22 protein-coding genes are annotated in these 21,778 nt (G+C 71.1%); 15 read left to right on the forward strand and 7 right to left on the reverse strand.

Going from position 1 to position 21,778, the window contains the following annotated elements:
• The first annotated feature begins 8 nt into the window (after positions 1 to 8).
• Positions 9 to 917, forward strand: a complete 909-nt coding sequence (gene cysD / locus ACIA8L_RS03520) for a sulfate adenylyltransferase subunit CysD (protein WP_395899975.1) — start codon at positions 9 to 11, stop codon at positions 915 to 917.
• Positions 917 to 2,194 (forward strand): sulfate adenylyltransferase subunit CysN, encoded by a 1,278-nt coding sequence (gene cysN, locus ACIA8L_RS03525; protein ID WP_395899977.1) that lies wholly within the window; start codon positions 917 to 919, stop codon positions 2,192 to 2,194. The genes cysD and cysN overlap by 1 nt, the downstream gene beginning before the upstream one ends.
• Here the strand turns inward: cysN and ACIA8L_RS03530 are convergent.
• A complete protein-coding gene (locus ACIA8L_RS03530) occupies positions 2,178 to 2,951 on the reverse strand; it encodes a hemolysin family protein (protein ID WP_395899979.1) in 774 nt (257 codons plus the stop codon). The genes cysN and ACIA8L_RS03530 overlap by 17 nt on opposite strands.
• Positions 2,952 to 3,019: 68 nt before the next feature.
• Here ACIA8L_RS03530 and galE point away from each other — a divergent pair, with 68 nt between their 5' ends.
• A complete protein-coding gene (gene galE / locus ACIA8L_RS03535; protein ID WP_395899981.1) occupies positions 3,020 to 3,985 on the forward strand; it encodes a UDP-glucose 4-epimerase GalE in 966 nt (321 codons plus the stop codon).
• Between the two features lie 207 nt (positions 3,986 to 4,192).
• Here the strand turns inward: galE and ACIA8L_RS03540 are convergent, their stop codons facing one another.
• From ACIA8L_RS03540 to ACIA8L_RS03555, 4 genes are read right to left on the reverse strand one after another with little or no spacing between them, the layout of a single operon-like run.
• A complete protein-coding gene (locus tag ACIA8L_RS03540; RefSeq protein ID WP_395899983.1) occupies positions 4,193 to 5,398 on the reverse strand; it encodes a hypothetical protein in 1,206 nt (401 codons plus the stop codon).
• Positions 5,391 to 5,879, reverse strand: a complete 489-nt coding sequence (locus ACIA8L_RS03545) for an RNA polymerase sigma factor (protein WP_395899985.1) — start codon at positions 5,877 to 5,879, stop codon at positions 5,391 to 5,393. Before ACIA8L_RS03545 ends, ACIA8L_RS03540 begins: the two co-directional genes overlap by 8 nt.
• Positions 5,880 to 5,936: 57 nt before the next feature.
• Positions 5,937 to 7,214, reverse strand: a complete 1,278-nt coding sequence (locus ACIA8L_RS03550; protein ID WP_395899987.1) for a hypothetical protein — start codon at positions 7,212 to 7,214, stop codon at positions 5,937 to 5,939.
• Positions 7,204 to 7,803, reverse strand: coding sequence for an RNA polymerase sigma factor (locus tag ACIA8L_RS03555; protein ID WP_395899989.1), 600 nt, complete (start codon positions 7,801 to 7,803; stop codon positions 7,204 to 7,206). The genes ACIA8L_RS03550 and ACIA8L_RS03555 overlap by 11 nt, the downstream gene beginning before the upstream one ends.
• 115 nt (positions 7,804 to 7,918) lie before the next feature.
• Between ACIA8L_RS03555 and trpS the strand changes: the two genes are divergently transcribed.
• The 4 genes from trpS to ACIA8L_RS03575 are packed head-to-tail and all read left to right on the forward strand — an operon-like array spanning position 7,919 to position 10,973.
• Positions 7,919 to 8,944: a tryptophan--tRNA ligase gene (gene trpS, locus ACIA8L_RS03560; RefSeq protein WP_395899991.1), complete on the forward strand. Its 1,026-nt coding sequence runs from the start codon at positions 7,919 to 7,921 to the stop codon at positions 8,942 to 8,944.
• Positions 8,901 to 9,473, forward strand: coding sequence for a 2'-5' RNA ligase family protein (locus ACIA8L_RS03565; RefSeq protein ID WP_395899993.1), 573 nt, complete (start codon positions 8,901 to 8,903; stop codon positions 9,471 to 9,473). Before trpS ends, ACIA8L_RS03565 begins: the two co-directional genes overlap by 44 nt.
• A gap of 34 nt (positions 9,474 to 9,507) precedes the next feature.
• Positions 9,508 to 10,542, forward strand: coding sequence for a YihY/virulence factor BrkB family protein (locus ACIA8L_RS03570; RefSeq protein WP_395899995.1), 1,035 nt, complete (start codon positions 9,508 to 9,510; stop codon positions 10,540 to 10,542).
• A gap of 8 nt (positions 10,543 to 10,550) precedes the next feature.
• Positions 10,551 to 10,973 (forward strand): hypothetical protein, encoded by a 423-nt coding sequence (locus ACIA8L_RS03575; protein ID WP_395899997.1) that lies wholly within the window; start codon positions 10,551 to 10,553, stop codon positions 10,971 to 10,973.
• A gap of 13 nt (positions 10,974 to 10,986) precedes the next feature.
• Here the strand turns inward: ACIA8L_RS03575 and ACIA8L_RS03580 are convergent, their stop codons facing one another.
• Both ACIA8L_RS03580 and ACIA8L_RS03585 read right to left on the reverse strand, forming a co-directional pair.
• Positions 10,987 to 12,417 carry an alpha-amylase family glycosyl hydrolase gene (locus tag ACIA8L_RS03580; RefSeq protein ID WP_395899999.1) on the reverse strand — a complete coding sequence of 477 codons (1,431 nt, stop codon included), beginning with the start codon at positions 12,415 to 12,417 and terminating at the stop codon, positions 10,987 to 10,989.
• 10 nt (positions 12,418 to 12,427) lie between these two features.
• A complete protein-coding gene (locus ACIA8L_RS03585) occupies positions 12,428 to 13,342 on the reverse strand; it encodes a MerR family transcriptional regulator (RefSeq protein WP_395900000.1) in 915 nt (304 codons plus the stop codon).
• Positions 13,343 to 13,400: 58 nt separating this feature from the next.
• On the opposite strand from ACIA8L_RS03585, the gene ACIA8L_RS03590 reads away from it, so the two are divergent.
• The 8 genes from ACIA8L_RS03590 to ACIA8L_RS03625 all read left to right on the forward strand — a co-directional run bounded on the left by ACIA8L_RS03590 (position 13,401) and on the right by ACIA8L_RS03625 (position 21,775).
• Positions 13,401 to 13,748, forward strand: a complete 348-nt coding sequence (locus ACIA8L_RS03590) for a hypothetical protein (RefSeq protein WP_395900002.1) — start codon at positions 13,401 to 13,403, stop codon at positions 13,746 to 13,748.
• A 191-nt stretch (positions 13,749 to 13,939) separates the two neighbouring features.
• A complete protein-coding gene (locus ACIA8L_RS03595) occupies positions 13,940 to 15,001 on the forward strand; it encodes a BMP family protein (protein ID WP_395900004.1) in 1,062 nt (353 codons plus the stop codon).
• 75 nt (positions 15,002 to 15,076) lie between these two features.
• Entirely contained in the window at positions 15,077 to 16,612 is a 1,536-nt protein-coding gene (locus ACIA8L_RS03600) for an ABC transporter ATP-binding protein (protein WP_395900006.1), read from the forward strand.
• Complete coding sequence (locus tag ACIA8L_RS03605) at positions 16,609 to 17,784, forward strand: ABC transporter permease (RefSeq protein ID WP_395900008.1); 1,176 nt, start codon at positions 16,609 to 16,611, stop codon at positions 17,782 to 17,784. Before ACIA8L_RS03600 ends, ACIA8L_RS03605 begins: the two co-directional genes overlap by 4 nt.
• Positions 17,781 to 19,040, forward strand: coding sequence for an ABC transporter permease (locus ACIA8L_RS03610; protein WP_395900010.1), 1,260 nt, complete (start codon positions 17,781 to 17,783; stop codon positions 19,038 to 19,040). The genes ACIA8L_RS03605 and ACIA8L_RS03610 overlap by 4 nt, the downstream gene beginning before the upstream one ends.
• Positions 19,041 to 19,063: 23 nt before the next feature.
• Positions 19,064 to 19,786 (forward strand): cytidine deaminase, encoded by a 723-nt coding sequence (locus ACIA8L_RS03615; protein ID WP_395900012.1) that lies wholly within the window; start codon positions 19,064 to 19,066, stop codon positions 19,784 to 19,786.
• Positions 19,783 to 21,060, forward strand: a complete 1,278-nt coding sequence (locus tag ACIA8L_RS03620) for a thymidine phosphorylase (RefSeq protein WP_395900013.1) — start codon at positions 19,783 to 19,785, stop codon at positions 21,058 to 21,060. Before ACIA8L_RS03615 ends, ACIA8L_RS03620 begins: the two co-directional genes overlap by 4 nt.
• Positions 21,061 to 21,097: 37 nt before the next feature.
• Positions 21,098 to 21,775, forward strand: coding sequence for a DUF4272 domain-containing protein (locus ACIA8L_RS03625; protein ID WP_395900014.1), 678 nt, complete (start codon positions 21,098 to 21,100; stop codon positions 21,773 to 21,775).
• Positions 21,776 to 21,778: the final 3 nt, after the last annotated feature.

Below are 21,778 nucleotides of genomic sequence, written 5' to 3' on the forward strand. Positions count from 1 at the left end.
GCCCGAACATGAGCCGGCCGCCCTACCGGGTCTCTCATCTGGATGCTCTCGAGGCCGAGAGCCTGTTCGTCATGCGCGAGGTGGTCGCCGAGTTCGAGCGGCCGGTGCTGCTCTTCTCGGGCGGCAAGGACTCGATCGTGATGCTCCGGCTGGCCGAGAAGGCGTTCGCGCCCGCCCGGATCCCGTTCCCCGTGATGCATGTGGACACGGGGCACAACTTCCCTGAGGTCCTCGAATACCGGGATCGGCGGGTGGCGGAGCTCAACGTGCAGTTGATCGTGGCCTCGGTGCAGGAGGCGATCGACGCCGGGACGGTGCGGGAGGCGGCCGACGGGACGCGGAACCGGATTCAGACGCCGGTGCTGCTGGAGGCGGTGGAGAAGTACCGGTTCGACTCGCTGTTCGGTGGTGCGCGCCGCGATGAGGAGAAGGCCCGGGCCAAGGAGCGGGTGTTCTCGTTCCGGGATGATTTCGGGCAGTGGGACCCGCGCAACCAGCGGCCGGAGTTGTGGGCGTTGTACAACGCGCGGATCGCGCCGGGGGAGTCGATCCGGGTGTTCCCGCTGTCCAACTGGACCGAGCTGGACGTGTGGCATTACATCGCGCGGGAGGGCATCGACCTGCCCGGCATCTACTACGCGCACGACCGGGAGGTCGTCGACCGCGGCGGGATGCTGTACGCGATCAACGAGCACCTGCCGCTGCGGGCGGGGGAGACGCCGTTCGTGGAGCAGGTCCGCTACCGCACCGTCGGTGACGCGTCCTGCACGGCCGCGGTGCGCAGCGACGCGGACACGATCGGCAAGGTCATCGACGAGGTCGCGGCCACCCGGATCACCGAGCGCGGGGCGACCCGCGGCGATGACAAGGTGAGCGAGGCCGCCATGGAGGACCGCAAGCGCGAGGGGTACTTCTGATGACCGCGGTGCTGGAGCGCCAGATGGACCTGCTGCGGTTCGCGACCGCCGGCTCGGTCGACGACGGCAAGTCGACGCTGATCGGGCGGCTGCTGTACGACTCGAAGGCGATCTTCGAGGATCAGCTGGAGGCGGTCGAGGCGACGTCGCGGTCGCGCGGCGATGAGTACACGAACCTGGCGCTGCTCACCGATGGTCTTCGGGCCGAGCGGGAGCAGGGGATCACGATCGATGTGGCGTATCGGTACTTCGCGACGCCGCGGCGGAAGTTCATCATCGCGGATACGCCCGGGCACATTCAGTACACCCGGAATATGGTCACTGGGGCCTCGACCGCGGACCTTGCGCTGATCCTGGTCGATGCCCGCAAGGGCCTGGTCGAGCAGTCGCGGCGGCATGCGTTCCTGTGTTCGCTGCTGCGGGTGCCGCACCTGGTGCTGTGTGTGAACAAGATGGACCTGGTCGACTACTCGCAGGAGGTGTTCGACCGGATCGCCGACGAGTTCACGTCGTTCGCGGCGAAGCTCGAGGCGCCGGACCTGACGGTGATCCCGATCTCGGCGCTGCACGGTGACAACCTGGTGTCGCGCAGTGAGCACATGCCGTGGTACGAGGGGCCCTCGCTGCTGCACCACCTGGAGCACGTGCACATCGCCTCCGACCGCAACCTCGTCGACGTGCGGTTCCCCGTGCAGTACGTGATCCGGCCGCAGTCCACGACCGTGTCGGACTACCGCGGGTACGCCGGGCAGATCGCCTCCGGGGTCATGAAGCCCGGCGACGAGGTCATGGTGCTCCCGTCCGGGTTCACCACGCGGATCACGCACATCGAGACCGCCGACGGTGAGCTGGCCGAGGCCTACCCGCCGATGTCGGTCACGATCCGGCTGGCCGACGAGATCGACATCGCCCGCGGCGACCTGATCTGCCGGCCCAACAACGCGCCCGCCGTCGCCCAGGACATCGAGGCGATGGTCTGCTGGATGGACGAGACGCGGCCGCTGACGGTCGGCGGGAAGTACTCCATCAAGCACACCACCCGCGCGGCCCGGACCGTGGTGCGGGGCCTGCAGTATCGCCTCGACGTCAACACGCTGCACCGCGACGAGACCGCCACCCAGCTCGGGCTCAACGAGATCGGCCGGGTGAAGCTGCGCACCACGGTGCCGCTGCTGGCCGACGAGTATCGCCGCAACCGCACCACCGGCGGGTTCATCATCATCGACGAGCAGACCAACCGCACCGTCGGCGCCGGCATGATCATCGAGGCCGGCTGACGGTGATCAGGGCCACGCGTCGGCCCTCCACGGTGCTCACCTGGAGGCGCCAGCCGTCGTGGCCGACCTGGTCGCCGGCCTCCGGCACCTTGCCCAGCCGGGCCATGACGAAGCCGGCCACGGTCTCGTAAGGCCCGGCCGGCAGCGTCAGCCCCGTGCGCTCGGCGAGATCGGCCAGGTTGAGCCGGCCGTCCACCTCGTCCACCCGCGGTGGGGCGGGCGGCGCGTCGTACTCGTCGTGGATCTCCCCGACCAGCTCCTCGATCAGGTCCTCGAGAGTGACGATCCCGGCCGTCCCGCCGTACTCGTCCACGACCACCGCCAGATGCTGCCCCTCCCGCCGCATCTCCGACAGCGCCGCCAGGACCCGCTTGCTGGCCGGCAGCCGCTTCACCTCCCGGGTCAGGCCGCGCAGCGGGGCCTGCGGGTCCTCGGCGATCAGGGTCAGGTCGCGCAGGTGGACGAATCCGAGCACGTCGTCCGGGTCGCCGTCGATCACCGGGAACCGGGAGTGCCGGGCCCGGCGCACCGAGCGCAGCGCGTCGTCTACGGTGAGCGCGGCATCGAGGAACACGACGTCGGTGCGCGGCACCATGACCTCGCGCACGTGCCCCGTGCCCGAATTCACCGTGATGAGGGTTCGCAGCTCGGCCTCGGATATGCGGGCCGTGTGCGGGGTAGCGTGCAGGCGCCGGGCCCAGCGGATCAGCAGGGCGGCCGCGGCCTGCCGCAGGTTTCCGGGGCCAGGCTCCGGCATGGGGTCAGTGTATTCTCCCGCCGCCAAGTGTATTTTTGTTGGAACGCGTCGACTTTTGGGAGGTTGTTGTGAAGCTCCTCGTCACCGGGGGTGCCGGGTACATCGGCAGCTGCGTCACCGCGCTGCTGCTCGACGCCGGTCACGAGGTGGTCGTCCTGGACGACCTCTCGACCGGACACTCCGAAGCGGTGCCGGCGGGCGCGACCTTCGTGCGCGGCCGGGTCCACGACGCGATCGGTCAAGTGCTGGATGCTTCCTTCGATGGGGTACTGCACTTCGCCGCCTTCATCGCCGCCGGTGAGTCGGTGCAGAAGCCGAAGAAGTACTGGGACAACAACACGATCGGCACCCTGCGCCTGCTCGACGCCATGCTCGCGGCGGGCGTGAAGCGCCTGGTCTTCTCCTCGACCGCCAACGTCTACGGCGACCCCGACACCGTCCCGATCCCGGAGACGGCCGCGGTCCGCCCCCCCAACCCCTACGCGACCTCGAAACTCGCCGCCGACCACGCCCTGACCGGATTCGCCGTGGCCCACGGCTTCTCCGCCGTCAGCCTCCGCTACTTCAACGTCGCCGGCGCCCTCCACCGCCCCGACGGCAGCATGATCGGCGAGCGCCACGACCCCGAAACCCACCTCATCCCGATCGCCCTGCAGGTAGCCGCGGGCAAGCGCGAAAAACTCCAACTCTTCGGCGACGACTACGACACGTTCGACGGCACCAACATCCGCGACTACATCCACGTAGCGGACCTGGGCGCCGCCCACCTCCTGGCCCTGGGCACCATGGAAGGCCCCGGCCACCGCATCTTCAACCTGGGCAACGGCACCGGCTTCTCCAACCGCCAGGTCGTCGAGGTGGTCCGCACGGTCACCGGCCACCCGATCCCGGTCGAGATGGCCCCCCGCCGCCCCGGAGACCCGGCCCAGCTGGTCGCCTCCTCGGACAAGGCGAAGCGCGACCTGTCGTGGACGCCGCAGTACGCCGACCTGGCCGTGATGGTCGGCGACGCGTGGTCCTTCATGAACCGCTGAACGCCCTCCACGCACCGAAACGCTCAGCCACTCCGCCGCGAGGCAGAGCGCGGACGCCGCGACCCGAAATGTCCGACACTGCGTGATCGGACATTTCGCTTTTATACCCTGACACCGGATAAATCCGATAAGTCGAGCGAAGCGTGGCGCAAAGCGCCCGACTTATCGACCGGCGTCGCGGTGGGCGGTTGGGAAGTCGGCGGGCTGTTACTGGGCGTCCAGCTTCTGCCAGGTTGAGCCGTCGACCGAGAAGGCTGTGTAGATCGTGGACATCTTGTAGGCCACGTAGCCGGCTGCGGTGCGGGCCAGGCGCATCGTCGGGTGGAGGCCCTCCAGGCGGGTCCAGGAGACGCCGGCGTCTTCGGAGACCAGCCAGTGGCCGTAGCCGTCGACCATGAGCAGGCGGCCGTCCAGGAGGGGTACCAGGTCGCCGCCGATCGTGGCCTGGCCGGCGGTCGGGTGGGGTGGGGTGAAGGTCAGGCCCGCGTCCGTCGACGTGGCCACGGCCAGGAGGCGTTCCGGGGTGGTGGTGGCCTCGTTGGGGCCGACGATGGTGACGTACACCTGGCGGCCGAGCATCGCGGCGCGGGCGGTGGCGGTCGGGGCGAAGCCGGGGAAGGTGGTCAGGGTCCAGGTGGTGCCGCCGTCGCGGGTCGCGGCTACCGCGGGGCCGTCGGCGGTGCGGCCGCCGACCCAGAAGGAGCCGTCGCCGGAGCGGACGGGGGAGCGCCAGCAGACGGTCAGAGGTGGCTGCTGCGGTAGCGGGGACAGGGTGCCGGCCGCGACGCCGCCCGTTTCGGCGCCGCAGTCGGCGGTGGAGAGCGGGACCAGGGCGGCGGTGCCGGTCAGGGGGGTGGCGGGGGCCAGTTCGGTGCCGCCGGCGACCCAGGTTGTGCCGTCCGTGCTGGTGGAGCGGGTGCGTTGGTCGGCGCCGAGGAGGGTGACGCCGGCGGCGGTGACGATCATGGCGGGTGGGGTCTTGTCCTTCAGGCGGACCGGGGACTCGACGGTGTGCCAGGTGCGGCCGCCGTCGTCGGTGGTGCTGACGTATGCGCGGCAGCACTCGGCGCTGAGCAGGTAGCCGTGGTCGGCGTCGGCGAACTCGACGTCGCGGAGGGTGCCGGGCAGGTCGGTCGGCAGGTGGGGCAGGCCGTAGATCGTGATGCCGCCGTCGCTCCAGGTGGCGGCCGGGTCGGAGGCGGCCACGACCGGGGGCGGAGACGGGCCGCGGTCGACGACCGCCGCGGCGACGCCGGCGATCGTGAGGGCGGTCACCGCGGCCGCTCCGGCCTGGATCAGCAGCCGGCGGCGGCGCAGGGCGGCGGCCCGGGCGGCGATGACCTCCAGCGGGGGCTGTTCGATCTCCAGGCCGCCGCCCTCGGCGCGCAGCCGCGACTCCAGCTGGTCAGGCACGGGCCACCTCGTATCCGCGCAGCCGCGCGGCCAGGGCGGCGCGGCCGCGGGACAGGCGCGACTTGACGGTGCCGGTGGGGACGTCCAGCGCGGCGGAGATCTCGTCCACGCTGAGGTCGGCGTAGTAGTGCAGCACGATGACCTCCCGGTAGCTGCGTGGGATGGCGTCGAGGGCCTCGGTCAGGTCGGTCCGGACGTCGAGATCGGGGGTGTCGGCGTGCTCCTGCAGCGGGCGTTCCCGCAGCAGGAGCCGGTCGAGGACGCGGCGGCGGCGCCAGCGGCGGCGTACGACGTTGAGCGCCACCGTGCGCAGCCAGGCCTCCGGGTTGTCGATGCCGGTGAAGCCGCGCGGTCGGGCGAGGGCCCGCGCGAACGCCTCCTGCACCGCGTCGTGTGCCTCGTTCAGGTCCGTGGTGAACGCGTAGAGCTGCACCACCAGCCTGCGATAACAGGCGTGGTACACCTCGCCGACGTCGCCCACGCACACAACGATCCCCCGGGGGTCCGCCCGGTTCCAGGAAAACTTCGCCAACCAGAACTAGTTCGGCAGCACGGTGGCCGAGACGGCCGCGTCCTGCCAGGTCTTCGCATCCTTCGAAACCCGCGCCGGGTCGCCCAGGGCCGCGTAGCCGCCGTCGACGGGCGCGATCACGCCGCCTGGGCCCGGTACCACCGAGAAATGCTCTCCGTCGTTGCTGTCGAAAAAGATCGTCTGCGTGTCGGAGTGCACCCACAGCAGCAGCGAGCGGTCGTCCCGCACCAGCGCGCCCAGCTGCCGGTTGTCGAGGTTCTTGAGCTCGGCCGGGAGCGTCACCGCGCCGCTGACCTCGCGCCAGTTGAGTCCGCTGTCGCCCGTGCGGAAGAGCCGGATCGCGCTCTTGTACGGCACGAAAGCCCACGCGTCCTTGCCGTTCGCGGTCGCCACGGTCGGCACGTCGTTGCCCGCGGGGGCGTTGAGGGTGCGCGCGAGCCAGTGCGCGCCCTGGTCGGTCGAGACGCTCACGGCCGGCGCCCCGGTCTCCAGGTCGCGGCCCGTCACCCACCAGCCGGCCGCGGCCGGGACGGCGGGGGCCACCACCCGCTGGGCCATCGGCGGCTGCCCGACGAGGCTCAGCGAGCCGTCGGTCGCGCGGACGCCGAACAGGTCGCCGTACTGCACCAGCTGCACCGGGCGGTCGCCGGAGCCGAGGGTCAGGCGGTCGCTCGGCCCCATCACCGGCGTGCTCTCCTGCGGGTTGAGCTGCGTCTGCGTGTCGGGGGTGAGCTCGAAACGGACGCTGGAGCGCGAGCCGCCGCCGACCTCGGCGCTGAGCATGAACACAGCCGGCGCGATCCGCATCAGCTGCACACTGTTGATCTTGTCCAGGGGGCTGCTGCGCAGGGCGTCGACGACGTAGGGGGTCCGCCGCTGGGTCTTGCCGCCCAGGGTCGTGACCTGCAGGCTGCAGCGGCGGGCCTGCGGGATCTCCACGCACACGTCAACCGCGGCCACCAGGTCGTCCAGCCCGCCGGCGGCGGCCAGCACGGCGACCGTGGACGGGTAGCGGCCGGTCGGTGCCGGGCTGGCCGAGGGGGTCACCCAGGCCTCGCCGATGTCCGGGTTGGGGCCGAGCACGGCCGGGCCCGGGCGGCCGAAGATCCCGGCCAGCGCGACCGGGGCGAGCACGCCCAGGGTGCCGACCAGCGCCCCGGCGACGGCCATCCGGTCCCGCATCCGGACGCGGCCGGCCCGGCGGTAGAGGCTGGCGAAGTCCGGCATCCAGGTGGCCGCCTCGATCTGCTGGCGCAGCGTGCGGAAGTCCAGGTCAGGGCGCATCCCGTACCTCCTGCGAGGGGGCCGGAGGGGACACTGCCGGGGGCGCGGCCGGTGGTGCGGGGCGGCGGCGGGCGGACTCCGCCGCGCCGGCCTCGCCGTCGCTGAGTAAGGAGGCCAGCATCGCGCGACCGCGGGACAGGCGCGCCTTGACCGTGCCCACGGGCACGCCGAGGGCCTCGGCGACCTCGTGGACCGACATGTCGGCCAGGTGGTGCAGCACGATCGTCTCCCGCGTGGCCTGCGACAGCTGTTGCAGGGCTGCGACCAGGGCGACCCGGTTGGGGTCGACGCCGGGCACACTCTCCACCGGCCGGGCGACCCGGCCGCTGCGCACCAGTGTGTCGAACAGACGCCGCCGCCGCCAGCGCGTCCGCGCCAGGTTCATCGCGACGGTCCGCAGCCAGGCCTCGGGGTCGGCGACATCGAGGAACTGGCGGGGCCGGGCCAGGGCGCGGGCGTAGGCCTCCTGGACGAGGTCCTGGGCCTCGGCGTGGTCGCCGGTCAGCGCGTACAGCGCGGCCACCAGGCGGCGGTAGTGCGCCTGGTACGCATCGCGGACCGCCTCACGGGCCTCCAGCTCGTCGCCCACCGTCCCACCTCCCTCGCTGTCACGCTATCCAGACAGACTCCTCTGCGGCCCCCACGGTTGCCGCCCTTCCCGGGCAGATAACCAAACGGTCAAGGCGCCTGTCAGAATGACGAACATGTCGTCTCCCGCCCGCCCGCGGGTCCTCTCCGGGATCCAGCCCACCGCCGACTCGTTCCACCTGGGCAACTACCTCGGGGCCCTGCGCAACTGGGTGCCGATGCAGGAGACGCACGACACCTTCTACTGCGTGGTCGACCTGCACGCGATCACGATGGGGCACGACCCGGCGCTGCTGCGCAAGCGCACCCGGGTCGGCGCCGCCCAGCTGCTGGCCATCGGGCTCGACCCGGAGCGCTGCACGCTGTTCGTGCAGAGCCACGTGCCCGAGCACGCGCAGCTCGCCTGGGTGATGAACTGCATCACCGGGATGGGTGAGGCCGGCCGGATGACCCAGTTCAAGGACAAGTCGGCCAAGCAGGGCGCGGACCGCACGACGGTCGGGCTGTTCACCTACCCGATCCTGCAGGCGGCCGACATCCTGCTCTACCACGCCGACGCCGTGCCGGTCGGCGAGGACCAGCGCCAGCACCTGGAGCTGACCCGGGACCTGGCCCAGCGGTTCAACACGACGTTCGGCAAGACGTTCACCGTCCCGCAGCCGTTCATCGTCAAGGACACCGCCAAGATCACCGATCTGCAGGACCCGACGGCGAAGATGTCCAAGTCCGCGTCCACGCCCAACGGCCTGATCGAGCTCCTCGAGGACCCGGCCCGCTCGGCGAAGAAGATCCGCTCGGCGGTCACCGACACCGGCCGCGAGATCATCTTCGACCCGGAGCACAAGCCCGGCGTGTCGAACCTGCTCACGATCTACTCGGCGCTGTCCGGCCGGACGATCGAGGACCTGGTCGCGGCCTACGACGGCAAGGGCTACGGCGACCTGAAGAAGGACCTCGGCGAGGTGGTGGCCGAGTTCGTCAAGCCGATCCAGGCGCGCACCAACGCCTACCTCGACGACCCGGGCCAGCTGGACAAGATGCTCGCGATCGGTGCGGAAAAGGCGCGGGCGGTGGCGGTACCGACGCTGCAGTCGGTCTATGACCGGATCGGCTTCCTGGCTCCCGGCGCGGCCGCCAACTGAGGTGGGCCGGACCACCATCGGCGTCGCGATCGACATCCCGGAGCCATGGGGCGGCGAGCTCACCGCCGCCCGCCTGGCCGCCGGCGACCCGGTCGCGCAGTACGTGCCCGCCCACGTCACCCTGCTCGGCCCCACCGAGGTCGACGCGGCCGCCCTGCCGGCGATCGACCGGCACCTGGCCGCCGTCGCCGGCGCGCACCGGAGGTTCACCGTGCGGCTGCGCGGCACCGGGACGTTCCGGCCGATCACCCAGGTGGTGTTCGTGGCGGTCGCGGCCGGGATCAGCGAGTGCGAGCAGCTGCACTCGGCGGTCCTGGCCGCGGACGCGATCGTCCCGGCCGCCAAGTTCCCCTACCACCCGCACGTGACCATCGCCCAGAACGTGCCCGCCGCGCAGCTCGACGCCGCGTTCGCCGACCTGGCCGGCTACGAGGCCGCCTTCGCCGTCGGCGGGTTCACCCTGTTCGAGCACGAGGACGGCGGCCGGTGGCGTCCCCATGCGGAGTACCGCCTGACAGCGGACCATTGACGTGAGCGGCACGGAGCGGAGCGGAGGGGGTGGCGTGAACACCTTGGACCGGCTCGAGGCCGGGTTCGACCGCATGATCGGCGCCGCGCGTCGTCGGTCGCGGGTGTTCGACCACGTCTGGCGGGCCCAGGAGCGCTACTTCGACGTGGACGCCGTCCGCCTGGCCGCCGCGACCGCCTACTACGGCTTCTTCGCGGTGTTCGCGATGGTGGTCGTCCTGTTCTTCGTCCTCGGCCGGGTGCTCGGCGGCAACAAGCTGGTGGTCGAGCGGGTCCAGGTCTATCTGCAGGCCAACCTGCCGCAGCTGCAGAGCGACCAGATCTTCGCGGGCAGCCAGCAGATCGGCATCATCGCGATGGTCGGGCTGATCATCGCCGGGGTCGGCTGGGTGGAGAACCTGCGCTCGTCGCAGCGGGCGCTGTGGCAGTTGCAGGAGCACCCCGGCAACGCGGTCGTGCGCTGGCTGCTCGACCTGGCCGTGCTCGTCGCCCTCGGCCTGGCGCTGCTCATCTCGATCGGCATCTTCGCCGGCGTCCAGGAGCTGATCTACTGGCTGGCCGGGGACGTGGACCAGGACCCGGTGCGGGTCGCCCTGCGCGGCTTCTCCACCCTGCTCTCCGGTGTGGTCGACGTCTTCCTGGGGGCGGCGCTGCTGGTGGGGGTACCACGGCTGCGTATGTCGCTGCGGCGGCTGTGGCCTTCGGCGCTGCTGTTCGCGATCGGGCTCGGCCTGCTCAAGACGGCCGGGAAGTGGTACATCACCCGCACCGAACACAACCCGGCCTATCAGCTCGTCGCGGGCACGATCGGCCTGCTGCTGTACATGTACCTGCTGCACCAGCTGCTGCTGTTCGCGGCCGCGCTGTCGGCCACCAGCCCGCACGGCCGGGTCGTCGACCTGGCCGGGGGTGAGCCGCGGGCCGACGTGATGGCCGCCCGGCGGGCCGCGGAGCTGGTCGAGAAGGCCGCCGCCGAGGTCGAGCACGCGGCCGAGGTCGCGGCCAGCGTCGTCCCACCCGTTGTATCGTCCGGCGGTTCGACGGGTGCCGAGCGTCCGAACCCGTCATGATGGGCGCCGTGGGTGCACTCGTGACTTTGGACCTGCCGGCCGACGCGCCGGCGCTGACCCTGCCGTGGATCATCACCTTCGGCCCGATGAACGACGAGGAGGAGTGGGAGCCGGTCGTCTGCGGCCCCTACGAGCGCGCGCATGCGCTGGCCCTGGCCGAGGCCGTGGTGGCCGACGAGGACCTGATGGCCGTCGTCGAGCCGCTGCAGCCGCACGTGACGGTCGCCCAGATCCAGGGTGACATCGCCGCGTCCCGGCTGGCCGCCGAGAACGAGGACGTGGAGACCGCGGCCCTGGACGCGGAGCTCGCCGGCTACGGCGAGGAGTTCCACGACCACGATCATGACCACGGCGACCACGACCACGAGCCGCCGTCGGTCGACGAGATCCGCGCCGGCTTCTCGCGGATCGCGGCCAAGCTCAGCAGCTGATGCTCGAAAGCGCTTAGTCCTTCTCCATCCAGACCGTCGTGTCGGGCGGCAGTGTGCCGCCCACCGGCGAGCTGGCCAGCACCGGCTCCCTCGGCAGCGTGAACGCCGAGCCGCCGAGGTTGGCCGCCACCAGCAACCGGTCGGTTTCGAAGCACAGCACGCCGTCCGGGGCCGAGCGCCAGGTCAGCGTCGCGGCCGGTCGGCGCAGGCGCAGCGCGTTGCGATACAGGTTCAGCGTCGAGTCGGCATCGGCCCGCTGCGCTTCGACCGTGAACGCCGCCCAGTCCGCCGGCTGCGGCAGCCAGGAGCCGGCGCCGAAGCCGAACGGCGGGGTGTCGCCCTCCCACGGCAGGGGCACTCGGCAGCCGTCGCGGCCCAGGGCGGTACCCCCGGAGCGGATGAACTGCGGGTCCACGCGGACCTCGGCGGGGAGGTCCAGCACCTCGGGCAGGCCCAGTTCTTCGCCTTGATAGATGTAGGCCGAGCCGGGCAGGCCGAGCATGAGCAGGGCCGCGGCCCGGGCCCGGCGCCGGCCGGGGATGCCGTCGCCGAACCGGGTGACCGGCCGGTGGCGGTCGTGGTTGGAGATGACCCAGGTGGGCGGCGCGCCCACGCCGGCCGCGGCGGCCAGGGAGGCGTCGATGATCCGACGCAGCTCGTCCGGGTCCCACGGGGCCTCGAGAAAGTCGAAGTTGAAGGCCTGGTGGAGCTCGTCCGCGGCGACATAGCGGGCGACGCGGTCGGGCGCGGTGTCGAAGACCTCGGCGACGGCCATGCGCTCGCCCGGGTACGAATCCAGGATCTTGCGCCAGCCGCGGTAGATCTCGTGCACCCCGTCCTGGTCAAACACCGAAAGTTCAGCAATGTCGGGTTTGACCAGCCCGTGCGCCACGTCCACGCGGAAGCCGTCGACCCCGCGATCCAGCCAGAACCGCAGAATGTCGTCGAACTCGGCGCGGACGTCCGGATTGCCCCAATTCAAGTCAGGCTGCGCCGGGTCGAACAGGTGCAGGTACCAGGAACCGTCGGGCAGTTGTGTCCATGCCGGCCCGCCGAAGAGGGACTGCCACTGGTTCGGCGTGTCGGACACGACATATCGGTCATGGAGCCCCGACGCGAACCACGGGTGGGCCGACGAGGTGTGGTTGGGCACGATGTCGACGATCACCCGCAGCCCGAGCCCGTGGGCCCGGGCCAGCAGCGCGTCGAAGTCGGCCAGGGTGCCGAAGACCGGGTCGACGTCGCGATAGTCGGCCACGTCGTAGCCGCCGTCGACCATGGGGGAGCGGTAGAACGGCGAGAGCCACAGCGCGTCGACGCCGAGGTCGGCGAGGTGGTCGAGGCGGGCCGTGATGCCGGGCAGGTCGCCGACGCCGTCACCGTTCGCGTCGGCGAAGCTGCGCGGGTAGATCTGATAGATGATCGCCGTCCGCCACCACTCCACGTGACCAACGCTACCGAGCCAGGGTCGCCTTCAGGGCCGAAAGAAACCAGCTCCACCGGTGCATCGTGGACGGGATCGGGGGCCAGCCGTTGATGATCGCCATCAGCTGCCAGTAGCGCTCGGCCCGCGGCTCGTCGGCCAGCTCGAGCGCGTCGACGACCTCCTGGCGCAGCTCCGGCCCGTCCGTGCGGCCGGCGCCGGCGGCCCACCGGGCCATCACCTCGTCCACGACGGCGGCCGGCGCGCGCTGACCGCGGTCCTGCGCATCGGCGATAACGTCGATGAACCACTTTATATCCGACATATCCGTCGGGACGACCCGCTCGGCATCCGGTGCGAAGCTCCGTCGCCCCATCTCCCGCAGCCGCGCCCGGAAGTCCTCCGCCCGCAGCATCTCGGCGAGCTCGATCCAGGCATCGACCTGCGCGTCGGTGGGCTCGTCGGGCAGGTCGGCGGAGACGCTGCGCATGCCGGTCATGAAGGCTCGCGAATCTGACGAATCCGAAATGTCGGAAAAAATGGCATGAAAGAACTCGTCGACGATCCGCTGCCGCTCGTCGGCGCCGGCCTGCGCGATCCGGGCCAGCCGCTCCAGGTCGGCCGGCGTGGTGTCGCGCCCGGCCACGGCCCGCATGGCGGCGCGCCGCAGCTTCAGCACCCGGATCTGCGTGCCCAGAGCCTCGGCATGGGCGGCGGCCACCTCGCGCAGCGATGCCCCGCGGTCCAGCACCTGGCGGATGGTGGCCAGGTCGAGGCCGAGCTCGCGGAGGGTCTTCACGAACTCGAGGCGGACCAGGGAGCCGTGGTCGTAGCGGCGGTACCCCGCACCTGAACGCGAGGACTCGGGGACCAGGCCGACGTCGGAGTAGTACCGGATCGTCTTGACCGGCAGTCCCGTGAGGCGCGACAGCTCGCCGATGTTCATACCTCGAATCGTCGACCCTCCAGCTGCGGGAGAGTCAAGGGGCCGCTACGTTGCGCGGGTGGAACCTTTGCGGCTCATCCTCCTGTTTCTGCACCTGATCGGCTTTGCGCTGCTGCTGGGCGGTTCGATCGCGCAGTACCTGACCGGGAAGCTGCGGATCAGCCCGGCCATGCTCTGGGGCTCCGTCGTCATGCTGCTGACCGGCTTCGGGCTGGCCGCTCCACTGCGCGGTGGCGGGGACGCGGAGCCGCCGACGGCCAAGCTCGCCGTGAAGCTCGTCATCGGCTGCATGATCTTCGCGATGGTCTTCTTCGCGCGGAAGCGGACCGAGGTCAACCGGGGTCATTTCCTCGCTTTGGTCGGGTTAACGCTCGTTAACGCCGCGGTTGCCGTGTTTTGGCGGTAACTATGGTGTTACAAGATCGATCCCACGAGGCGGACGGCGCCGGGCGCACGTCACGGGCCTATAACGCACTCCTCCCAACCCGGCTGCAAACGCTGGAACAGCACCGTCGAGGGCGTACGCTCCCGCCGTTGGGTTCACCGCGTTCAGGCGGTGCTTTGGGAAGGGAGATCGTCTTGCGCCGAGTGCGTGGGATGAAGGTTCTCGCGACCGCCGCGGTGGCGTTTGTCGCGTTGGGCAGCATGACCGCTTGCGGTGATGACTCGGATAACGGCACGAGCGACAACGGCAGCGCGCCCGCCGGTAAGAAGAACGTCAAGGTCGGCCTCGCCTTCGACATCGGCGGCCGGGGCGACAAGTCGTTCAACGACTCCGCCGCCGCGGGCCTCGACAAGGTCAAGAGCGACCTCAACATCGAGGTCAAGGACCTGGCCGCGGTCGCCGGCGAGAGCGAGAACGACAAGTACTCGCGGCTGAAGCTGCTGTGCGACAGCGGCTACAACCCGGTCATCGCGGTCGGCTTCGTCTACGACGGCGCGGACGCAGCCAACGGCCCGCTCGCCAAGGCGGCCAAGGACTGCCCCAACACGAAGTTCGCGATCGTGGACGGCGCGACCAAGGCGGACAACGTCGCTGACCTGACGTTCGCCGAGGAGCAGGGCTCCTACCTGGTCGGCGTCGCCGCCGCCCTCAAGTCCACGAAGGGCACGGTCGGCTTCATCGGCGGCTGCCAGGTGGACCTGATCAAGAAGTTCGAGGCGGGCTTCACGGCCGGCGCCAAGTCGGTCAAGGCCGACATCAAGGTGCTGCCCAACTACCTGTCGACCCCGGCCGAGGCCTGCAAGGGCTTCAACGACCCGGCCGGCGGCAAGACGGCCGCCACGGGCATGTACGACCAGGGTGCGGACATCGTCTACGCGGCCGCCGGCGGCTCCGGCACCGGCGTCTTCGAGGCCGCCAAGGCCAAGAACGCCCTCGCCATCGGCGTCGACTCGGACCAGTACAACACCGTCACCGACGCGTCGCTGAAGCCGGTCATCATGACCTCCATGCTCAAGCGGGTCGACACCGCGGTGTTCAACTTCGTCAAGGACTTCGCGGCCGGCAACTTCAAGGGCGGCGCCACCGTCTTCGACCTCAAGGTCGACGGCGTGGGCTACGCGACCTCCGGCGGCAAGGTCGACGACATCAAGGACAAGCTGGACGCGGCCAAGGCCGACATCGTGTCGGGCAAGGTCACCGTCCCCACCAAGTAGTAACAACATCGTTGTAGACATCGGGTGCACGGCGGGGGACTATCCAGTCCCCCGCCACATCTGTTAGGAGCCTGGATGACCGCGGATCCACCCGCCGTCGAGCTGAAGGGGATCACGAAGCGGTTCCCCGGCGTTGTGGCCAACTCCGACGTCAACCTCACCGTGCGCAAGGGCACGATCCACGCGATCGTCGGTGAGAACGGGGCCGGCAAGTCGACCCTCATGAAGATCCTCTACGGCATGCAGCCGCCGGACGAGGGCGAGATCATCGTCGACGGCCAGCCGGTCAGGTTCTCGTCGCCGCAGGGCGCGATCGAGGCCGGCATCGGCATGGTGCACCAGCACTTCATGCTGGCCGACAACTTCACGGTGACCGAGAACGTCGTGCTCGGGGCCGAGAAGCGCCACGGCATCGGGGGACGGGCCAAAAACACGATCAAAGAGATTTCGCAGCGGTACGGCCTGGGCGTGCGACCGGACGAGCTGGTGGAGAATCTCGGGGTCGGTGACCGGCAGCGGGTCGAAATCCTGAAGGTCCTCTACCGCGGTGCCCGCATCCTGATCCTCGACGAGCCGACCGCCGTGCTGGTCCCGCAGGAGGTCGACGAGCTCTTCGGCAACCTCCGCGAGCTCATCCGCGAGGGCCTCACCGTCCTGTTCATCTCGCACAAGCTCGACGAGGTGCGGTCGGTCGCCGACGACATCACCGTCATCCGCCGCGGCACGACCGTCGCCTCGGTCAAGCCGGCCGACGTCTCCGCCCGCCAGCTGGCCACCCTGATGGTCGGCAGTGAGCTACCGAGCCCGGAGGCCCGCGAGTCGACCGTGACCGACGAGCCGGCCCTGGTCATCGAGGGGCTCACGGTCCCCGGCGCGGCCGGCGGGCGCCCCCTGGTCGACAACGCGTCGTTCACCATCCACCGCGGCGAGGTCGTCGGCATCGCCGGCGTCGAGGGCAACGGCCAGGCCGAGCTGGCCGAGGCCATCCTCGGCATGCGGGCGTCGACCGGCACCATCCGGCTCGGCGCCGACGACGTGTCGGCCTGGAGCACCCGCCGCCGCCGCGAGGCCGGCATCGGCTACATCCCGGAGGACCGGCACCGCCAGGGCCTGCTGCTGGACGCCTCGCTCTGGGAGAACCGGATCCTGGGCCACCAGACCGAGCGCCCCAACGCCCGCGGGTTCCTGATCGACGTCGGCGGCGCCCGCCGCGACACCCAGCGCATCGTCGAGCAGTACGACGTGCGCACCCCCAGCATCGACGTGGCCGCCGTGGCGCTGTCCGGCGGCAACCAGCAGAAGCTCATCGTCGGCCGCGAGATGAGCCACGAGCCCAAGGTCCTCATCGCCGCCCACCCGACCCGTGGCGTCGACGTCGGCGCCCAGGCCGCGATCTGGGACCACATCCGCAACGCCCGGATCGCCGGCATGGGTGTCCTGCTGATCTCGGCCGACCTGGACGAGCTGATCGGACTGTCGGACTCTCTCAAGGTCATCTACGGTGGACGGCTGGTGGCCGACGCCGACCCCGCGACCGTCACCCCCGAACAGCTGGGCGTCGCCATGACCGGCGCTGCGAATGAGGACGAGACCGAGGAGGCCTCCGAGTGAGCGCGGCCACGACACCCGTCGCCTCCCCGCCGCCGTTCTGGCGGCGCATCGACCCGGCCAAGCTGCTGCCGCAGATCCTCGCCCCGGTCGCGGCGCTGCTGCTGTCGGCGGCGATCTCCTGGATCGTGCTGGAGCTGACCGACAAGGACGCCGCCCAGGCCTTCAGCGACATGCTCGAGTTCGGCCAGAAGCCCGACTCGATCGTGGAGATCCTGAACAAGGCCAGCGAGTACTACATCGCCGCCATCGCGGTCGCCATCGGCTTCAAGATGGGCCTGTTCAACATCGGCGTCGAGGGCCAGTCGAAGATCGGCGCGTTCATGGCCGGCGCGCTGGCCAGCGCCTCGTTCATGAGCTGGATGCCCGGCGCGCTGCGGATCGCGATGATCATCGTGGTGGCGGCGCTGGTCGGCGCGGCCTGGGCCTCGATCGCCGCGCTGCTCAAGACCCAGCGCGGGGTCAGCGAGGTCATCTCGACGCTGATGCTCAACGCGATCGGCGCGCAGGTGGTGACCTGGCTGCTCAACGACCACTGGGGCACGCAGCAGCCGGGCGCGCAGATCAAGACCACCGGCGTGCTGCCCAAGGACTCCTGGATGCCCGGCCTGCCGATCGTCTCCGGCACCCAGCAGGAGGTGCTGGGCTTCCTGGTCATCGCCGTGGTCCTCGGCATCGCCTACTGGTTCACGATCAACCGCACCCGCTTCGGCTTCGACCTGCGGGCCACCGGCTGGAACCCGTTCGCGGCCACGGCCAGCGGCGTCAGCGCCAAGAAGATGGTCATCACCGCGATGGTGATCTCGGGCGCCGTCGGCGGCCTGGTCAACCTGCCCCGCATGCTCGGCGAGACGCACACCTACACCGAGGGCTTCGGCGGCATCGGCTTCACCGGCATCGCCGTCGCGCTGCTGGGCCGCAACCACCCGGTCGGCATGGCCCTGGGTGCGCTCCTGTGGGGCTTCCTGGCCCGCTCGCAGCTCATCCTCGACCTCGACGGCATCCCGAAAGAGATCGTGGTGATCATGCAGGGCGTCGCCGTCCTGTCCGTGGTCGTCGCCTACGAGCTGGCCAACCGCATCGGCCGGCGGGCACAGCAGCAGAGGGTCGGGGCCGCCACCGCGGCGCCGGTCGGCTCGGCCCCGTTGGCCGCGAGCGCGGAGGAGTCGAAGTGAGCACCGACGCCATGCTCTCCGAGGTCACGGCCGGGCCGGTGGCGCCGCGCAAGCGCCGCCTGAGCACCGCCCGCATCCTGCTCATCGTCGCCGGTGTGCTGCTCGGGCTGTCCCTGGTCCACCTGTTCACCGGGGCCGACGACGTCACCTCGCAGGGCGCGATCCAGGCCGCGCTGCAGGCGGCCGTCCCGATCGGCCTGGCCGGCCTCGGCGGGCTCTGGGCCGAGCGGGCCGGCGTGGTCAACATCGGCCTCGAGGGCCAGATGATCCTCGGCACCTGGTTCGGCGCCTGGGGCAGCCTGCACTTCGGCCCCTGGCTCGGCCTGCTCATCGGCATCGCCGGCGGTGCCATCGGCGGCCTGCTGCACGCCCTCGCCACGGTCACGTTCGGCGTGGACCACATCATCTCCGGTGTGGCGATCACGCTGCTGGCGCCGGGTGTCACGCGCTACCTCTCGTTCATCGCGTGGGGCAGTGCGGGCGCGACCCAGTCGCCCGCGCTGCAGCCGGACCAGACCGTCCCGCGCGTGTCGGTCCCGGGCGTCGACAACCTGGACGGGCTGGAGAAGCACCACTGGTTCCTGATCAGCGACCTGGCCGGCGTCCTGCGCGGCCTGCTCGTCGACGTGTCCCTGGTGACGGTGCTCGCGGTGCTGCTGGTCGTCGGCACCTGGTGGGTGCTCTGGCGCAGCGCGTTCGGCCTGCGCATCCGCAGCGTCGGCGAGGACCCGCGGGCGGCCGAGAGCCTCGGGATCAACGTGTACAAGTACAAGTACTACGGCGTCGTGATCTCGGGCGCGATGGCCGGCCTCGGCGGCGTCTACCTGGCCACCGTGAGCTCGGTGATCTTCCGTGAGGGCCAGACCGGCGGCCGCGGCTACATCGGCCTGGCCGCGATGATCTTCGGCAACTGGCGGCCGGGCGGCCTGGCGCTCGGCGCCTCGCTGTTCGGCTACACCGACGCGCTGCAGCTGCGGCGCGGGTCGGAGTCGCTGCACGCACTGCTGATCCTGGTCGGGCTGCTGCTGCTGGCCCTGGCCGCGTGGGAGACCCTGCGGCGGCGCAACTACATCGTCGGCGGTGCCGCCGGGGTCCTCGGCATCGGCGCCTACGTGCTGTTCTTCACCGTCGACACGATCCCGACGGCGCTGGTCCAGGCCGCGCCCTACATCACCGTGCTGGTCGTGCTCGCCCTCGCGGCCCAGCGGCTGCGGATGCCCGCGGCCGACGGCAAGCCCTATCGCCGCGGCGGCTGAGCTTCGGAAGGCAAGATGGGTTTGTGAACTCTCAAGTGGTTGATTGGGCCGCGCTGCGCAGCGCGGCGGTGGCCGCCATGGAGCGGGCCTACGCGCCCTACTCCAAGTTCCCGGTCGGTGCCGCCGCGCTGGTCGACGACGGCCGGGTCGTGGTCGGCTGCAACGTCGAGAACGCCTCCTACGGCCTCGGCCTGTGCGCCGAGTGCGGCCTGGTCTCCAGCCTGCAGGCAACGGGCGGCGGCCGGCTGGTCGCACTGGCCTGCGTGGACGCCGACGGCGCGCCGCTCATGCCGTGCGGCCGCTGCCGGCAGCTGCTCTGGGAGCACGGCGGGGCGGCGCTGCTCATCGACCACGCCCGGGGCCCCCTGCCGATGTCGGCGCTGCTGCCCTACGCGTTCGACGACAGCGACCTGGCCCGCGTCACCGATCGGGAGCTCGACCTCGGCCCGACCGTCCCGGCCGCGCTGGCCCTGAAGGTCGGCAGCGGCACGGTCTTCGTCCACCCGGACGTCGCCGAGGGCCGCCAGGTCTGGACGTCCTACTGGGAACGCTCGTCCGGCACCGGCGACGACGAGCCGACCGGCATCCTGGAGGAGGGCCCGATCTTCGCCACCGCCGCCGCGGCCGTCGACTGGGGCCGCATCCGCACCCCGCGGGTCGTGGTCGTCGACGCGCAGGGCACCACCAGCTGGGCCGGCGACACCCCGCGCCCGGCCGGCATCGAACAGGACTGGAGCACTCGATGAGCTTCGCGGCCGTGGATGTCATTCGCGCCAAGCGTGACAAGGGCGTGCTGAGCGACGCGCAGATCGACTGGGTCGTCGCCGCCTACACCCGCGGCGAGGTCGCCGACGAGCAGATGTCCGCTCTGGCCATGGCCATCCTGCTCAACGGTATGACAGCGGGGGAGATCGCCCGCTGGACGGCGGCCATGATCGCTTCGGGGGAGCGGCTGGATCTGTCCAAGGTCGGCCGCCCGACCGTCGACAAGCACTCCACCGGCGGGGTCGGCGACAAGATCACGCTGCCGCTCACGCCGCTCGTGGCCGCCTGCGGGGCCGCGGTGCCGCAGCTGTCCGGCCGGGGTCTCGGCCACACCGGCGGGACCTTGGACAAGTTGGAGGCCATTCCCGGATTCGGCACCCGGCTGTCGAACGACGAGTTCGTGGAGCAGCTGCGCGGCGTGGGCGCCGCCATCTGCGCGGCCGGCGACGGGTTGGCCCCGGCCGACCGCAAGCTCTACGCGCTGCGCGACGTCACCGGCACGGTCGAGGCGATCCCGCTCATCGCCAGCTCGATCATGAGCAAGAAGATCGCCGAGGGCACGTCCGCGCTGATCCTGGACGTCAAGTTCGGCTCCGGCGCGTTCATGCGCGATGTCGCCGACGCCCGTGAGCTGGCCCGGACCATGGTCGAGCTGGGCAAGGCCCACGGCGTCACCACGGTCGCGCTGCTCACCGACATGGAGTCGCCGCTCGGCCGCGCGGTCGGGCACTCCGTGGAGGTCGAGGAGTCCCTGGAGGTGCTGGCCGGCGGCGGGCCGCCGGATGTCGCCGGGCTGACCCTGGCCCTGGCCCGGGAGATGCTCGACGCCGTCGGGCTCGGTGACGCCGACCCGCAGGACGCGATCGCGAGCGGGCGGGCCATGGACTCGTGGCGGGCCCTGGTGCGGGCGCAGGGCGGCGACCCGGACGCGCCGCTGCCGGTCGCCAACGAGGTGGAGACCATCACCGCGGGGGCCGACGGGTTCGTGTCGGAGCTCGACGCCTATGCCATCGGGGTGGCCGCCTGGCGCCTCGGAGCCGGTCGGGCCCGCAAGGAGGACCCGGTCAGCGCCTCGGCCGGGATCATCCTGCACCGCAAACCGGGCGACCCGGTCCACGCCGGCGAGGTGCTCATGGAACTGCGGGCCGAGGACGCGGCCAAGCTGCCCGCGGCCCTCGAAGTCGCTCGTGGCGCTGTCGCTTTGGCGGAGGTACCCCCGGCTAAAAGGCCTTTGATCCTCGACCGGATCTCCTGATGCGCACCCCGGCCGAACGTCCAGTTATTGTGCGCGGGTGATCACCACAGCGCCGGATCCGCAGCGCGTGCGGGAGGCCAGTCTCGAGGAGCTGCACCGCCTGCGGCTCCCGCTCCCGCCGCCTGACTTCCCGCTGGCCTGGGAGCCGGGGGACCAGGTCGGCCTGCGCCCCGGGCCGGAGCTCGAGGCCCGGGCCGCGTGCCTCAACGTGGTGCTCGCCCGGGCCTACGGCCTGCCCCCGGAGCTGGGCGTGCAGTGGCTGAGCGAGGCCCGCCTGGTCAGCCGGCTGACCCACTCGGAGTGGCAGTTCGTGGCCGAGGCGACCGGGGACGAGCACGGGTTCGCCCGGCACGCCGAGGCGCTCTTCGCCCTGTCGTGGCTGCTCGGCATCGCGATGGACCTCGACCCGCTGCGCCCGGCGGACCTGGAGGGGCTTCGGGCGCGCCTGCCCGACCTCAGGCAGGGCGAGACGTTCGAGACCTGGCGCCGGCGCACGCTGGTCGCCCTGCGCTCGGCCTCCGCCGCGGCCCAGCAGCTGGATCTGTACTACTGCCTCGGCTGGTCGCTGCGGGAGTGCGAGCGGCGGCAGCTGCCCTTGCCGGTCGACGCCACCGTGGCCGTGCAGCGGCGCTGGGCCCTGGAGTGGGCGGTGGTGTTCAGCGGCCGCTACCACGGCGAGGCCCCCGGCTGGGAGCAGGTCGACCTCTCTACATAAGCG

Source organism: Dactylosporangium sp. NPDC051541 (assembly GCF_044454505.1).
GTDB lineage: Bacteria > Actinomycetota > Actinomycetes > Mycobacteriales > Micromonosporaceae > Dactylosporangium.

Coding starts and splice junctions, on each gene's coding strand:
- trpS (WP_395899991.1), top strand. CDS start 7,919: ATGTCGTCTCCCGCCCGCCCGCGGGTCCTCTCCGGGATCCAGCCCACC.
- cysD (WP_395899975.1), top strand. CDS start 9: ATGAGCCGGCCGCCCTACCGGGTCTCTCATCTGGATGCTCTCGAGGCC.
- ACIA8L_RS03620 (WP_395900013.1), top strand. CDS start 19,783: ATGAGCTTCGCGGCCGTGGATGTCATTCGCGCCAAGCGTGACAAGGGC.
- ACIA8L_RS03550 (WP_395899987.1), bottom strand. CDS start 7,214: ATGCGCCCTGACCTGGACTTCCGCACGCTGCGCCAGCAGATCGAGGCG.
- ACIA8L_RS03565 (WP_395899993.1), top strand. CDS start 8,901: ATGACCGGATCGGCTTCCTGGCTCCCGGCGCGGCCGCCAACTGAGGTG.
- ACIA8L_RS03530 (WP_395899979.1), bottom strand. CDS start 2,951: ATGCCGGAGCCTGGCCCCGGAAACCTGCGGCAGGCCGCGGCCGCCCTG.
- ACIA8L_RS03585 (WP_395900000.1), bottom strand. CDS start 13,342: ATGAACATCGGCGAGCTGTCGCGCCTCACGGGACTGCCGGTCAAGACG.
- ACIA8L_RS03595 (WP_395900004.1), top strand. CDS start 13,940: ATGAAGGTTCTCGCGACCGCCGCGGTGGCGTTTGTCGCGTTGGGCAGC.
- cysN (WP_395899977.1), top strand. CDS start 917: ATGACCGCGGTGCTGGAGCGCCAGATGGACCTGCTGCGGTTCGCGACC.
- ACIA8L_RS03600 (WP_395900006.1), top strand. CDS start 15,077: ATGACCGCGGATCCACCCGCCGTCGAGCTGAAGGGGATCACGAAGCGG.